The sequence below is a fragment of the Sphingomonas baiyangensis genome (assembly GCF_005144715.1).
In the GTDB taxonomy this organism is placed as follows: Bacteria; Pseudomonadota; Alphaproteobacteria; order Sphingomonadales; family Sphingomonadaceae; genus Sphingomonas; species Sphingomonas baiyangensis.
The window spans coordinates 80,103-94,183 of the sequence record NZ_SWKR01000002.1 but is presented as its reverse complement, the minus strand read 5'-3'; the positions used below and the strand labels follow the sequence as shown (position 1 = coordinate 94,183).

Sequence of the window (14,081 nt, the reverse complement as noted above, 5' to 3'; positions counted from 1 at the left end):
GCGCATGGTCCCCCTCCCCGTACCGGGGAGGAACTGCGTCGTACCCATCACGCCACTCCCACTCGCTGGATTTCCCATTCCAGCTCGATACCCGACTTCGCGCTTACCCGCGCGCGCACCTGCTCGCCCAGCGCCTCGATCTCGGCGCTCGTCGCAGTGCCGGTATTGATGAGGAAATTGGTGTGCTTCTCGCTCACCTGCGCGCCGCCCAGCGCGAGGCCCCGGCAGCCCGCCGCGTCGACCAGCGCCCAAGCCTTTTCGCCCGGCGGGTTCTTGAAGGTCGAGCCGCCGGTCTTGCTCCGGAGCGGCTGCGAGGCCTCGCGCGCCGAGGCGATGCGATCCATCTCGCCCTGGATCGCGGCGGGTTCGGCGGGTTCGCCCCGGAACACCGCCGACACCACCACCGCACCTTCGGGCAGCGCGCTGTGGCGATAGGTATAGCCGAGATCGGCATTGCCCATCACGACGCGCTCGCCCGATCGCAGCACGATCTCGGCCTCGACCAGCACGTCCTTTACCTCGCGGCCATAGGCGCCGCCGTTCATCCGCACGAAGCCGCCAACGGTGCCGGGGATCGATCGCAGGAACTCGACGCCGCCGATGCCCGCATCGCGCGCCGTCGAGGAGACTAGGATGCCGCTCGCCCCGCCGCCGCAGCGGAGCGTCACTGCATCGACCGGCTCGACCTTGGCAAAGGGCTTGCCCAGCCGCACCACCACGCCGGGCACGCCGCCGTCGCGCACGATGAGGTTCGATCCCAGCCCCAGCGCCATCACCGGCACATCGGCGTCGAGCCGCGCGAGGAAGTCCGCCAGATCATCGGCATCGGCAGGCTCGAACAGCCATTCGGCCGCGCCACCCGTCTTGAACCAGACGAGCGGCGCCAGCGGCGCATTCGCCGTCAGCCGGCCGCGCACTGCGGGCAGCGCACGTTCGACGGCGAGCGCGCTCACTTGCCCCACCCCCACAGCCGCGCCCACGCCTTCCACGCCGAGACCTGCGCCTTGGCGGCCTTTTCGCTCGCCTCAAGCATGTCGGCGCCGGCGTCCATCTGCGCCTGCTGCGCGCGCACGATCTCGCGCTGCATCTCGACCGCGGTGGAGAACCAGTCGCTCATGGACGCACCGCCGCGATGCGATCGGCCAGCGTCGCGGCCCATTTGGTGATATCGCCAGCGCCCAGACAGATCACCTGATCGCCGGGCGCTAGCACCGGCGCCAGCAGCGCGGGCAGCGCATCGGCGCCGTCGAACGCCTGCGCGAAGCGATGGCCGCGCCGGCGGATGCCCTCGGCCAGCGCCTCGGCATCGACGCCCACCACCGGCGCCTCGCCCGCGGCATAGACGGGCGCGACATAGACCATGTCGGCATCGTTGAAGGCTTGGGCGAACTCGTCCATCAGATTGCCCAGCCGCGAATAGCGATGCGGCTGCACCACCGCGATCACGCGCCCCGCCGCACTCTCGCGCGCCGCCGACAGCACCGCGCGGATTTCCACCGGATGGTGCCCGTAATCGTCGACGATGGTGGCGCCCGCCACCTCGCCCACGCGCGTGAAGCGCCGCTTGACACCGGTGAACGCCTCGAACCCGCGCTCGATCGTCGCATCGTCGATGGCCAGTTCGAGCGCCACCGCGATCGCCGCCAGTGCGTTCTGCACATTGTGGCGGCCGGGCATCGGCAGGTCGATATGCTCGATCGAGCGCGTGGTGCCGTCGCGATGCCGCACGATCGCCTCGAAGCGGTTGCCACCCGGATAGGGCGTCACGTTGACGCCGCGCACGTCGGACTGCGCCGAAAAGCCGTAGGTTACGATCCGCCGGTCGCGCACGCGCGGGATGATCGCCTGCACTTCGGGATGATCGAGGCACAGGATCGCCGCGCCATAGAAGGGCACGTTCTCGACAAACTCGACGAACGCGTCCTTCACGCGATCGAACGAGCCGTAATGGTCGAGATGCTCGGGATCGATGTTGGTGACGATGGCATAGGTGCCATCGAGCCGCAGGAAGCTGCCGTCGCTCTCGTCGGCCTCGACCACCATCCAGTCGCTCTCGCCCAGCCGCGCGTTCGAGCCATAGCTGTTGATGATGCCGCCGTTGATGACGGTGGGGTCGACGCCGCCGGCATCGAGCAGTGCGGCCACCATGCTCGTCGTCGTCGTCTTGCCGTGCGTGCCGGCTACCGCGACGGTCGATTTGAGGCGCATCAGCTCGGCGAGCATCTCGGCGCGGCGCACGACGGGAATGCGCGCCGACAGGGCGGCTTCGACCTCGGGGTTGCCACGCCGGATCGCGGTGGACGTCACCACCACCGCCACGCCTTCGACATTGGCCGCATCATGCCCGATCGTCACCGCGATGCCGCGCGCGCGCAGCCCCTCGATCACATAGCCCTCGGCCACGTCGCTGCCCTGCACGGCATAGCCCAGATTGTGCATCACCTCGGCGATGCCCGACATCCCGATGCCGCCGATGCCGACGAAATGGATCGTGCCGATATCGGTGGCGACGCCTTTCATGCCGCTACCCGCGACGGATTGAGCAGCGAAGGCGCGTCGATATTCTCGACCAGATCGGCAAGATCGCGCGCCGCCAGCGGCCGCCCGCACGAGCGTGCGCAGCGCGCGGCATTGGCGAGCGCGAGCGTGTCGAGCCCCAGCTTCTGCATCTGCTTGGCGAGTTCGCTCGCGGTGAACAGATGCTGCGGGATGGTGCGCGCGCCGCCCGCCTCGGTGATCTCGCGGGCATTGACGGTCTGGTGATCGTCGGTCGCCGAAGGCAGCGGCACGAGGATGGCGGGGCGCCCGGCCGCAGTCAGCTCGGCGATCGTCGAGGCGCCGGCGCGCGCGATGACGACGTGCGCCCAGGCCAGCCGCTCGGGCAGGTCGGGCAGATAGGTCGCGATCTCGGCGGGAATCGCGTGCGTGGCATATTGCGCGCGCACGCGGTCGATATCCTCGGCGCGCGCCTGATGCGTCACCTGCAACCGCCGGCGGAAATGCACCGGCAGCATCGCCAGACCATCGGGCACCACGTCGCTCAGCACGCTCGCGCCCTGGCTGCCGCCCGTCACCAGCACGCGGAAAATGCCGTCGGCGTCGAGTTCGGGATAGGGCCGCTCGCGCAGCGCGAGAACGCTTTCGCGAACCGGATTGCCCACCAGCCGCGCCTTGGCGCGATGCTCGGGCTTCAGGCGCTGCACCTCGGCATAGCTCGTCGCGATCGCATCGACCTTGCCGGCCACCAGTCGATTGACGCGTCCGAGCACGGCGTTCTGCTCGTGGATGATCGTCGGCAGCTTCATCTGGAACGCCGCCGCCAGCGCGGGGAATGCGGGATAGCCGCCGAAGCCGATGACCGCGGCGGGCTTGAAGCCGCGATAGAGCTCGATCGCCATCGTGCGGCCCGCCAGCATCTTGGCGCCCGCGCGCAGCCAGCCGATGGGGCCGCCGGCAAGGCGCCCGGCGGGCAGCACATGCGTCTGCACCTCGTCGAACAGGCCGGGGAAGCGCACGCCGCGATCATCGCTGACCAGCGCGACATGATGGCCGCGCGCCGCCAGTTCGGCGGCGAGCGCGGCCGCTGGCACCATATGCCCACCGGTGCCGCCGGCTGCGAGTACGTAATGGCGCGGGATGCTCAAGTCTTGCTCCGTCCGACGCTGTAGGGCGAGCGCTTCAGATACGGGTTCCTGCGCGTGAAGGCGAGTAGCAAGCCGGTGCCGATCGACAGCGCGATCATCGACGATCCGCCATAGCTGATGAACGGCAGCGTCATCCCCTTCGACGGCGCGATGCCGGTGTTCACCGCCATGTTGATGACCGCCTGGATGCCGAGCTGCGCCGCCAGTCCCGATGCCGCGAGCAGGCGGAACAGATCCTCCTCGTCGAGCAGCTTGACGAAAACGCGAACCACGACCGCCAGAAACAGGACGGCGATGATCGCGCACGCGAACAGCCCGAACTCCTCGCCGATGACCGAGAAGATATAGTCGGTATGCGCCTCGGGCAGCTTGAACTTGACGATGCCGCCGCCCGGCCCCGTCCCCGTCACGCCGCCGCCCGTCAGCGTCGCATGCGCCATGTCGGTCTGGTAATGGTCGCTCATCGCCTTGTCGGGATCGGGAAAAAGGAAGGCGTCGATGCGCGTGCGCGCGGTGCCGTAGAAGAAATAGGCCGCGACGATGCCGGCAAGGCCGCTGCCGAACAGCGCACCGATCGCCTTGGGGCTAGTGCCCGCGATCATCAGCATCACCAGCCAAACCGCCGCGAACACCACCGTCTGGCCGAAATCGGGCTGGAGCATCAGCAGCCCGCCGATGAGCGCGGTGAACGCGCCCGTCAGCGGCAGCAGCGGCAGGTCGGGATCGCTCGACCGAAGCGACAGCAGCCATGCCGTCGTCACGACGAAGAAGGGCTTAAGGAATTCGGATGGCTGGAACTGCGTGAAGCCGAGGCCGATCCAGCGCCGCGCGCCGTTCACTTCCTCGCCGACGAAGGGCACTGCCGCCAGCAACAGCAGCATGCACGCCGCGCCCACCAGCGACACGCGTCGAGCCCCCGCCGTCGGCAGCATCGACACTACCGCCATCACCGGCAGCGACACCGCTACCCACATCAGCTGGCGCCAGAAATAATACATCGGCGCGATCGTGCGCTCGGCACCCGAATAGCGCATCGCCGAGGCGGGCGACGCTGCGGCGACCGCCACCAGCCCCAGTGCCACCAGCATCAGGATCAGCAGCAGCAGGATGCGATCGATCTCCCAGAACCACAAAGCGAGCGGCGAGCGCCCGCCGCGCCCCAGACGGTCCTCGACGCGGCTCTTGATGCCACGGGGTGCGTCGCGCAGCGCATCGGTCATGGCAGGGCCTCCACGGCTTGAGCGAATGCCGCGCCGCGCGCGGCATAGTCGGCGAACTGGTCGAACGATGCGCAGGCGGGTGACAGCAGCACGGTATCGCCCGGCCGCGCGGCAGCAACGGCGCGTGCGACGGCGACGGCGATGGTGCCGCATGGGACGACAGGCATGTCGGGCGCCAGCAGCCGCTCGAACAGCTCGGCGGCATCGCCGATCGTGTAGGCGGCCACGACATTGCCGAAGCCGGGCCGGCACGCTTCGAGATCGTCGGTCTTGGCCAGCCCGCCGCAGATCCAGTGGATGCGATCGAACGCCATCAGCGCGGGCGCCGTCGAGGTGGGATTGGTCGCCTTCGAATCGTCGACGAAGCGCACGCCGCCGCGCTCGCCGACCGGCTGCATACGATGCGGCAGCCCGGTGAAGCTGGCGAGACCGGCATCGATCGCCTCGCGTGCGACGCCCAGCGCCTCGCACGCCGCGATCGCCGCCAGCGCGTTCTGCGCGTTGTGCGGGCCTTGCAGCAGCGGCCAGCGCGACTGGTCCATGCACACGCCCGGCGCGATCTTCGTCACGTCGCCCGCGCGACCGCTGCGCGCCACCTGCTTCGCGATGCCCGCCGAGGCTTCGTCGCCGATGCCGATGATCGCCGCTTGCCCCGCCGACTGCATCGCGAACAGCCGCGCCTTGCTCGCGGCATAGGCGTCGAACCCGGCATAGCGATCGAGATGGTCGGGCGTGACATTGAGCAGCACCGCCACGTCGCAATCGAGGCTGTGGGTCAGGTCGATCTGGTAGCTCGACAGTTCGAGCACATAGACGCCGCCCTCGGGCAGCGGTTGCTGGCCAAGGATCGGCAATCCGATATTGCCGCCCATCAGGCTCGGCACGCCCGCGGTCTGAAGGATGTGGTGGATGAGCGCAGTCGTCGTCGACTTGCCGTTGGTACCGGTGATCCCCACCACGCGATGCGGCGGCAGCTCGGCGCGCGCCTGGGCGAACAGTTCGATGTCGCCGATGATCGGCACGTCGCCGGCATGCGCTACGATCGGATGGCGGTTGAGCGGCACGCCCGGCGACACGACGACGCCCGCGAAACCCGCGAGATCGAGGGCAAGAGGATCGCGCAGCAGCACCTCCCCGGCACGGGGAGGGGGACCGCCGGCCGCAGGCCGGGGGTGGAGGGGTTCGGCGACAGGCGCTGCGCTGTGTAACTGCACCCCTCCACCATCGGCGTTGCCGATGGTCCCCCTCCCCGTGCCGGGGAGGTATGGCGCGCGCCGTTCCTCGCTCTCATCCCACGCCACTACCGTCGCCCCCGCCGACAGCAGCGCGGCCACCGTCGCGCGGCCCGATCGCGCCAGCCCCAGCACCGCATAGCGCCGCCCTGCCCAGGCGCGGCTAGTAATCACCTGAGCTTCAACGTCGACAGGCCGGCGAGCGCCAGCACTAGGCTGATGATCCAGAAGCGGATCACCACCGTCGGCTCGCTCCAGCCCAATTGCTCGAAATGATGGTGGATCGGCGCCATCCGGAACACGCGCCGCCCCGTGCGCTTGTAGAAGAACACCTGGATGATGACGCTCATCGCCTCCATCACGAACAGCCCGCCAACGATGCCGAGCACGATCTCGTGATGCGACGATACCGCGATCGCGCCGAGCGCGCCGCCGAGCGCCAGGCTACCGGTATCGCCCATGAACACCGCCGCCGGCGGCGCGTTGAACCACAGGAAGGCAAGGCCCCCGCCCACGATCGCGCCGCACAGGATCGTCAGCTCGCCCACGCGCGGCACGTGCGGAATGCCCAGATACGCCGAATAGATCGCGTTGCCCGCCAGATAGGCGATCACCATGAACGCGACCGATGCGATAATGACGGGCATCACCGCCAGCCCGTCCAGCCCGTCGGTCAGGTTCACCGCATTGCCGAAGGCGACGATCGTGAACGCCGCGAACACCACGTAGAACGGCCCCAGATCGAGCGCGATGTTCGAGAAGAAGGGAACGTAGAGCAGCGTCCCCGTCTGCGCGATGATGATCCAGCTCGCGATCCCGGCGATCACGAACTCGGCGGCCAGCCGCACGCGGCCCGATACGCCGGCATGGCTCGCCTTTCGCACCTTGTCGTAATCGTCGAGGAAGCCGATGCAGCCGAAGCCCAAGGTCACGAACAGGCAGGCCCAGACGAAGGGATTGCGCACGTCCATCCACAGGATGAGCGACAGCGTCATCGAGGTGAGGATCATCAGCCCGCCCATCGTGGGCGTGCCGCGCTTGGCGAGGTGGCTCTGCGGCCCGTCGGCGCGGATCGGCTGGCCCTTGCCCTGGCGCACGCGCAGCCAGCCGATGAACTTGGGGCCGATCAGCAGGCCGAAGAACAGCGCCGTTGCCACCGCGCCGCCGGTGCGGAACGACAGATAGCGGATGACGTTCAGCGCGCCCGGAAAGCCCAGATATTCGGCAATCAGATACAGCATTACGCCCCGCGCCTGGCGAGCGCGGCGACGATTGCCGACAGCCCGACCCCGTTCGAACCCTTGACGAGTACCGCGTCCCCCGGCGCCAGCACCGCATCGAGAGCGGACTGCGCTTGCGCGGCGTCGGCCACATGGACGAAATCGACGCGCCCCTCAAGCGCCTCGGCAAGCGGCGCCATGCCCGCGCCCACCAGCACGGCGTATTCGACGCACGCTTCACGGATCGGCGCGGCCAGCGCGGCGTGATAGTCGGCGCCGTGCTCGCCAAGCTCGCGCATCTCGCCCAGCACCGCCACGCGCCGCACCGCCGGCTCGGCGCCCAGCACCGCCAGCGTCGCGCGCATCGATGCCGGATTGGCGTTGTAGCTCTCGTCGATCAGCAGCACATCGCCATCGCCCACCACGATGCGGTGGCGCGCGCCGCGCCCCGCCAGGTCGCGCATGTCGGCGAGCGCCAGTCCCGCCAGCGCCAGGTCGCCGCCTGCCGCATCGACTGCCGCGAGCACCGCCAGCGCATTCGAGACCCAGTGCGCGCCTGCCTGGCCGATAGTGAAGCTCAGTTCGCGCTCGCCCAGCCGCGCGGTGACGAAGGTTCCGCCCTCGACCGCCATCGTCTCGACCGCGCGCACATCGGCGCCCTCGCTTGTGCCGAAGCTCGTCACGCGCCCGGCGAAGCGCTCGGCAGCCGCGCGCAGGCGGCCGTGATGCAGGCTGTCGAACGGGACGATCGCGGTGCCGCCCTCCTCGAGCCCTGCGAATATCTCGCCCTTGGCATCGGCGATCGCCTCGACCGAATCGAAGAAGGCGATGTGCGACGGCGCGATCGCGGTGACGATCGCCACGTGCGGGCGCACGATGCGCGTCAGCGCGTCGAGTTCGCCGGCATGGTTCATGCCCATCTCGAACACGCCGAAGCGCGCGTCGCGCGGCATCCGCGCAAGGCTCAGCGGCACGCCGGTATGGTTGTTGTAGCTCTTGACCGATTTGTGCGTCGCACCCGGATCGGCGCGGTCGAGCGCTGTGGCCAGCGCTTCCTTGGTGCCCGTCTTGCCCACCGATCCGGTGACGCCGATGATGCGCGCTGCGGTACGCGCCCGTGCCGCGCGTGCCAGCGCCTCGAGCGCCGCCATCGTATCGGCCACGCGCACGTGCGGCGCTTCGCAGTCGCGCGAGACGATCGCACCCGCCGCACCCTGCGCGAATGCCTGCGCGACGAAGCGGTGGCCGTCGGTCTGCTCGCCCGTCAGCGCCACGAACAGGTCGCCCGGCCCCACCTCACGCGAATCGAACGCGACGCCCGAAACCTCGAACGCGCCCGACGCCGTACCGCCGGTGGCGGCGGCGATCTCGGCCGCGGTCCAGAGCGGCGCGGCGCTGCTCACGCGGCGCACTCGCGCGCCACCGCCACATCGTCGAACGGCAGCACCATGTCGCCGACGATCTGGCCCTGTTCATGGCCCTTGCCGGCGATGAGCACGATGTCGTCGCCACGTGCCTCGGCGATCGCGGCGGCGATGGCGGCGCGGCGGTCGCCGATCTCGGTCGCGCGCGGCGCGCCCTTCAGCACTTCGCGGCGGATCGCGGCGGCATCCTCGGTGCGCGGATTGTCGTCTGTGACGATCGCCAGATCGGCATGGCGCGCGGCTACCGCGCCCATCGGCTCGCGCTTGCCCGTATCGCGGTCGCCGCCGGCGCCGAACACCACGATCAGCCGGCCGGCAGCATGCGGCTTCAGCGCCGCGATCGCCGCCTCGAGCGCATCGGGCGTATGCGCGTAATCGACATAGACGGGCGCCCCGCGCGCGCTGATGACCGCGCGCTCGAGCCGGCCCGGCACGGGTTGCAACCGCGCCAGATTGCCGATCGTCGCGGCGGCATCGCCGCCCGTCGCGATCACCAGTCCCGCAGCGATCAGCGCATTGGCGGCCTGATAGGCGCCGATCAGCGGCAGCGTAACCTTATGCACCCGCCCCTCGGCCTCGATTTCGAGCCCCTGCCCCAGCAACGTCGGCGCGCGCGAGACGAGGCGCAGTGCGTCGCCATGCTCGCCCACCGTCATCAGCCGATTGCCGCGGCAGCGCACCAGATCGATCACGCGCTCGGCATGCGGATCGTCGGCCCAGACGACGGCGGTGCCGTCATCGGCCAGTACCTCGGCAAACAGCCTGAGCTTGGCGGTGAAATATTCCGCCATGTCCTTGTGATAGTCGAGATGGTCGCGGCTGAGATTTGTGAAGGCCGCAGCACGCACCGGCAGGCCTTCGGTGCGATATTGCGACAGGCCGTGGCTCGATGCCTCGAATGCCAGATGCGTCACCCCCTCGCGCGCCAGCCCGCCGACGTTCGACAGAAAAGTGACGACATCGGGCGTCGTCAGCCCCGTCACCGCGCGATCGTCGGCCGTGGTGACGCCCAGCGTGCCGATCGAGGCCGCGTGATGCCCCGCCATGCGCCACAATTGCCGCGTCATCTCGACGGTCGATGTCTTGCCGTTGGTGCCCGTCACCGCGACGCAGGTATTGGGAAACGGCGCGCAGAAGCGCGCGGCCAATTCGGCGAAGCACGCGCGCGGCTGGTCGGCGGATATGTGCGGCACACCCTCGACCGCCGCCTCGGGCCGCGCCACGATGGCGACGGCGCCGGCGGCGATTGCCTGCGCGATATAGTCCTCGCCGTTGACGCGCGCGCCCTCGAACGCGCCGAACACCGTGCCCGGCGCCACCTTGCGGTGATCGATCGCGAAGCCGGTGACGGGCGTCGCGTCGTCATTGCCCAGCAGTGCGCCGAGCCTCACTGGCGCTCGCCCGGCGCGCGCCACAGATGCGGCATCACATCGGCCATATCGAGATCGCGATTGGCATCGGGAATCACGCCCAGGAGCGGCCCGGTGCGCGAGATCACGCGGCTGACCACGGGCGCCGCGGTCCACGCGGCGGTGGTCAGGCCGAAGCTTTCGGCATTGCCTTTGGGCGCATCGAGCATCGCGATCACCACATAGCGCGGATTGTCCATCGGGAAAGCCGCCGCGAAGGTGCTGACATTGACCTTCTTGTTGTAGCCGCCGGCACCCGGCTTCTCGGCAGTACCCGTCTTGGCGCCGACGCGGTAGCCCGGTGCCTCGCCCTTGCGGCCGGTGCCCTCGAGCACGATCAGCCGCATCAGCTGGCGCATCCGCGCGCTCGTCGCTTCGCTGAACACGCGGCGGCCGGCGGGCGCGCGGTCGAGCTTCATCAGCGTGGCGGGGCGCCAGATGCCGCCGTTGAGCATCGCGGCATAGGCGCTCGCCAGATGCAGCGGCGTGATCGCGATGCCGTGGCCATAGGCAGTGGTCAGCGTGGTCGAACGACCCCAGTTGGTCGGCCACAAGGGACGCGCGGTCTCGATTTCGATATCGGGCGCGGTATCGAAGCCGAGCTTCCTGAACAGATGCTCCATGCGCGCCTGCCCCATCTCGTCGGCGACGCGCGCGGTGGCGATGTTCGACGAATGGATCAGCGTCTCGGGCACGTTGAGCCAGCGGCGCTGCGCATGGTCGTCGCGGATCTGAAAGCGGCCGATGCGGATCGGCGCCGTCGCGTCATAGCGCTTGGCCATGTTGGGCACCACGCCCGTCTCGATCGCCTCGGCCATCACCAGCGGCTTGAAGGTCGATCCCAGCTCGTACACGCTCTGCGTGACGTTGTTCAAAAGCCCGCTCTCGCCGCGTTCGAGCTTGTTGGGATTGAAGCTCGGCAGCGAGGCGATCGCCGGGATCTCGCCCGTGCGCACGTCGAGGATGATGCCTGCCGCACCCGCTGCCTGGAACGACGCCATTGCGCGGCTCAGCTCGCTCTCCAGCGCACCCTGCACGCGAAGGTCGATCGACAGCGCTACCGGGCGCCCGCGCAGCGCCGGGTTGGTCAGCTGCTCCTCGAGGTGCCGCTCCATGCCGGTGATGCCGTGGCCGTCGATGCTGAGCCGGCCAAGCGCGTGCGCGGCGATCGTCGACTGCGGATAGAGCCGCTCGGGTTCGCGCGCGAAGGCGATGCCGGGCTCGCCCAGCGCATTCACGCGCCGCACCAGCTCGGGCAGCGCGCGGCGTTGCAGATAGGTGAAGTTCGCGCTCGACATGAGGGCACGGTAATGCCCCTCGACGCCGGGCTCGGGGATCAGCTCGGCGAGACGGCGCGCAAGCTCGCGCTTGTCGCCGATCACCTTGTCGGGATGCACGCCGATCGACCAGGCGTCGATCGTGCGGGCAAGCGGCGCGCCGTTGCGGTCGACAAGGTCTCCGCGCACCGGCACCAGCGCCGAGGCCAAGCTCCGGGCGTTCGCGGGCTCGGCCATCACCGCCAGCATCGCCAGCCGCGCGACGACGAGCAACAGCCCGGCGGCGAAGCACAGCATGACGATCATCAGCCGGACCTGCGCGGTCTGGAGCAGCGCATGCCGGCCGCCGGGCGTCCGCCGATCGGCCGCCGTGGGGGCGACGAGGACGATCAACGCGGTTTCACTTCACGTCGCGCGCCCGCCGCCAGATCGCCGAGCGTCGAATCGCTCAAGAGCGTGCGGTCGAGCATCGCCACCGCCTGCGCGCGCTTGCGCTCGGGCGCGGGGGCCGGTCCCGCACGCACCGGCGAGGGGGTGGCGGCGGCTGCGAGGGCTACGCGTGCGGCAGGCACGGCGGTCTTGGGCTTGGGCGTCGCAGGCGCCGGTGCGGGCTTTGCCGCAGCCGCTGCCGCAGGCGTGGCGACCGGCGCGATCGGCGCGACGCGCGGCTGCGCTGCGGCGGCCAGCGCCGCCTCGGCCTCGGCCGCGTCGAGCCGGATGCGCGTATCGTGCAGCCCCGAAGGTACGATATAGCTTGCCTGCACATAGGCCGCGTCGCCGGGCACGCTGCTGTGCAGCGCCGCCAGCGCATCCTCGCCCGCCACGAACTGCTCGGGGCGCGGCGCCGCCAACGCCAGCAGGTCGCCGTTCCAGCGCTCGAGCTGCGCATGGTTGGCGCGCGTCTGGAACTCGGTTTCGAGGTCGCGGATATCCGATTGCGCCGCGACGATCGCGCGCTCGAGGCTTTCGACGCGCGCACGCTCGGCCGCCACCCACGACGAGACCAGATAGCAGGGCGGCGCCACGAGCACGCCGCACACGAACCAGCCAAAGCCCTTCAAGCTCTTGGTCGCCATCATTCCCCTCCTGTCGCGCCGGCATGCGTCCATGCCGGGGCATCGGTGCGCCGCGCCACGCGCAGCGTCGCCGATCGTGCGCGCGGATTGCGCGCGATCTCGTGTTCGCCGGCGCGCACCGCGCGGGCCGGCGTATGAAAGCTGGGTGCCCGCGCGGCCTTCGGCGCGGGTCGATGTCGCGATCCTGCCGGCTCGCTGCCCGAACGCTCGCGCAGGAAGCGCTTGACCATGCGGTCCTCGAGGCTGTGGAACGTCACCACCGCCAGCCGCCCGCCGGGCGCCAGCACCCGCTCGGCCGCCGCCAGCCCCTCGGCCAGCTCGTCGAGCTCGCGGTTGAGGTGGATGCGGATCGCCTGAAAGGTCCGCGTCGCGGGGTCCTTCTTGTCGTGCGGCCGGTAGCCGAGCGCACGGCGCACGACGCCGGCGAGCTCGCCGGTGCGCGTGATCGGCCGCGCATCGACCACCGCGCGGGCCACGCGGCGCGAGCGCGGCTCCTCGCCATAGCGGAACAGGATGTCGGCGATCACCGCTTCGTCGGCGGTATTGACGAAATCGGCGGCGCTCTCGCCCGCCTGGCTCATCCGCATGTCGAGCGGACCGTCGGCCTGGAACGAGAAGCCGCGTTCTGCGCGGTCGAGCTGCATCGAGGAGACGCCGATGTCCATCGTCACGCCGTCGACGGGCACCAGCCCGCGCGCCCCCAGTTCGGCAGCCATCGCCGAGAAGGGCGCCTCGATCAGGATCAGCGCATCGCCCGCCTCGCTCGCCAGCGCTGCACCTTCGCGCACCGCATCGGGATCGCGGTCGAACGCCGCCACCTGTGCGCCGGCCGCCAACATCGCACGCGTATAGCCGCCCGCGCCGAAGGTCGCGTCGACATGCCGCTCGCCCGGCGCGATTCCCAGCCCCGCGATCACCTCGTCGAGCAGCACGGGGATGTGCGGCGCCGCGCTCACAGCGCCACGCCCTTGAGCTTCATCGCGTAACGGCAGCGATCCTGCAGATCCTCGTCGCCGGCAGTGTCGGCGAGCAGCCGCGCCGGCGCCCAGATCTGGAACTGGTCGCCGTCGCCCGCGAAGAACGCCCAGTTGGCGATGCCCGCCTTGTCGCGCTCATAGGCGGGCAGCACGATCCGGCCGCTGGGATCATAGGCCACGCGCTCGACACGATTGTCGCGGCGGCGCGCGGCGAGGTCGATGGCACGGCCCTCTTCCTCGGCGATCCGCGTCAGTGCGTTCAGTCGCTCGTTGCGCTCGCGCGCCCAGGCGGTGTCGTAGCCAACAAGGCAGCCCAACGCCGAGTCGCGACCGATGAGTGCGAGCCGGTTCTCCGGCCCGCCATTATTGTGCTCGAGAACGGTGCGCAGGTCGGCGGGGATCGAAACGCGTCCCTTCGCGTCGACCGCCTGTAGCGTGAAGCCCTGAAATAAGTCCCTGTCCGCCACGCCTGTTCCCAACAGCGGCGCGCAAAGCCTCCCCCTCGCCGAAAGCCACCCAAATGGCCCCGGTTGCGATCGGTTCGTGACGAGGTGCGTGCCCCGGTGATTGGATATCAAAGGCGTGATTGCCAGACAATGCCC

13 protein-coding genes are annotated in these 14,081 nt (G+C 69.8%); all 13 read right to left on the bottom strand.

Annotated elements, in window-relative coordinates:
- Positions 1-47 precede the first annotated feature (47 nt).
- Genes murB through FBR43_RS03455 form a run of 13 tightly spaced genes read right to left on the bottom strand, consistent with a single transcriptional unit; the run spans position 48 to position 13,946 of the window.
- Entirely contained in the window at positions 48-953 is a 906-nt protein-coding gene (gene murB, locus FBR43_RS03515; RefSeq protein ID WP_249276441.1) for a UDP-N-acetylmuramate dehydrogenase, read from the bottom strand.
- On the bottom strand, positions 950-1,117 hold the full coding sequence (locus tag FBR43_RS16040; RefSeq protein WP_169542471.1) for a hypothetical protein: 168 nt from the start codon (positions 1,115-1,117) through the stop codon (positions 950-952). The genes murB and FBR43_RS16040 overlap by 4 nt, the downstream gene beginning before the upstream one ends.
- Entirely contained in the window at positions 1,114-2,520 is a 1,407-nt protein-coding gene (gene murC / locus FBR43_RS03510; RefSeq protein WP_136941878.1) for a UDP-N-acetylmuramate--L-alanine ligase, read from the bottom strand. Before murC ends, FBR43_RS16040 begins: the two co-directional genes overlap by 4 nt.
- Positions 2,517-3,644: an undecaprenyldiphospho-muramoylpentapeptide beta-N-acetylglucosaminyltransferase gene (gene murG, locus FBR43_RS03505; protein ID WP_136941877.1), complete on the bottom strand. Its 1,128-nt coding sequence runs from the start codon at positions 3,642-3,644 to the stop codon at positions 2,517-2,519. The genes murC and murG overlap by 4 nt, the downstream gene beginning before the upstream one ends.
- Entirely contained in the window at positions 3,641-4,864 is a 1,224-nt protein-coding gene (locus tag FBR43_RS03500) for a peptidoglycan glycosyltransferase FtsW (protein ID WP_136941876.1), read from the bottom strand. The genes murG and FBR43_RS03500 overlap by 4 nt, the downstream gene beginning before the upstream one ends.
- On the bottom strand, positions 4,861-6,270 hold the full coding sequence (gene murD, locus FBR43_RS03495) for a UDP-N-acetylmuramoyl-L-alanine--D-glutamate ligase (RefSeq protein WP_249276440.1): 1,410 nt from the start codon (positions 6,268-6,270) through the stop codon (positions 4,861-4,863). Before murD ends, FBR43_RS03500 begins: the two co-directional genes overlap by 4 nt.
- Positions 6,267-7,337, bottom strand: a complete 1,071-nt coding sequence (gene mraY, locus FBR43_RS03485) for a phospho-N-acetylmuramoyl-pentapeptide-transferase (RefSeq protein WP_136941875.1) — start codon at positions 7,335-7,337, stop codon at positions 6,267-6,269. The genes murD and mraY overlap by 4 nt, the downstream gene beginning before the upstream one ends.
- Entirely contained in the window at positions 7,337-8,719 is a 1,383-nt protein-coding gene (locus FBR43_RS03480) for a UDP-N-acetylmuramoyl-tripeptide--D-alanyl-D-alanine ligase (protein WP_136941874.1), read from the bottom strand. Before FBR43_RS03480 ends, mraY begins: the two co-directional genes overlap by 1 nt.
- Complete coding sequence (locus FBR43_RS03475) at positions 8,716-10,131, bottom strand: UDP-N-acetylmuramoyl-L-alanyl-D-glutamate--2,6-diaminopimelate ligase (RefSeq protein WP_136941873.1); 1,416 nt, start codon at positions 10,129-10,131, stop codon at positions 8,716-8,718. The genes FBR43_RS03480 and FBR43_RS03475 overlap by 4 nt, the downstream gene beginning before the upstream one ends.
- On the bottom strand, positions 10,128-11,819 hold the full coding sequence (locus FBR43_RS03470) for a peptidoglycan D,D-transpeptidase FtsI family protein (protein ID WP_136941872.1): 1,692 nt from the start codon (positions 11,817-11,819) through the stop codon (positions 10,128-10,130). Before FBR43_RS03470 ends, FBR43_RS03475 begins: the two co-directional genes overlap by 4 nt.
- Positions 11,816-12,502, bottom strand: coding sequence for a hypothetical protein (locus FBR43_RS03465; protein ID WP_249276439.1), 687 nt, complete (start codon positions 12,500-12,502; stop codon positions 11,816-11,818). Before FBR43_RS03465 ends, FBR43_RS03470 begins: the two co-directional genes overlap by 4 nt.
- Entirely contained in the window at positions 12,502-13,458 is a 957-nt protein-coding gene (gene rsmH, locus FBR43_RS03460) for a 16S rRNA (cytosine(1402)-N(4))-methyltransferase RsmH (RefSeq protein WP_136941870.1), read from the bottom strand. Before rsmH ends, FBR43_RS03465 begins: the two co-directional genes overlap by 1 nt.
- A complete protein-coding gene (locus FBR43_RS03455) occupies positions 13,455-13,946 on the bottom strand; it encodes a division/cell wall cluster transcriptional repressor MraZ (protein ID WP_169542470.1) in 492 nt (163 codons plus the stop codon). The genes rsmH and FBR43_RS03455 overlap by 4 nt, the downstream gene beginning before the upstream one ends.
- Positions 13,947-14,081 lie beyond the last annotated feature (135 nt).

Coding starts and splice junctions, on each gene's coding strand:
- FBR43_RS16040 (WP_169542471.1), bottom strand. CDS start 1,117: ATGAGCGACTGGTTCTCCACCGCGGTCGAGATGCAGCGCGAGATCGTG.
- murC (WP_136941878.1), bottom strand. CDS start 2,520: ATGAAAGGCGTCGCCACCGATATCGGCACGATCCATTTCGTCGGCATC.
- FBR43_RS03500 (WP_136941876.1), bottom strand. CDS start 4,864: ATGACCGATGCGCTGCGCGACGCACCCCGTGGCATCAAGAGCCGCGTC.
- mraY (WP_136941875.1), bottom strand. CDS start 7,337: ATGCTGTATCTGATTGCCGAATATCTGGGCTTTCCGGGCGCGCTGAAC.
- FBR43_RS03465 (WP_249276439.1), bottom strand. CDS start 12,502: ATGGCGACCAAGAGCTTGAAGGGCTTTGGCTGGTTCGTGTGCGGCGTG.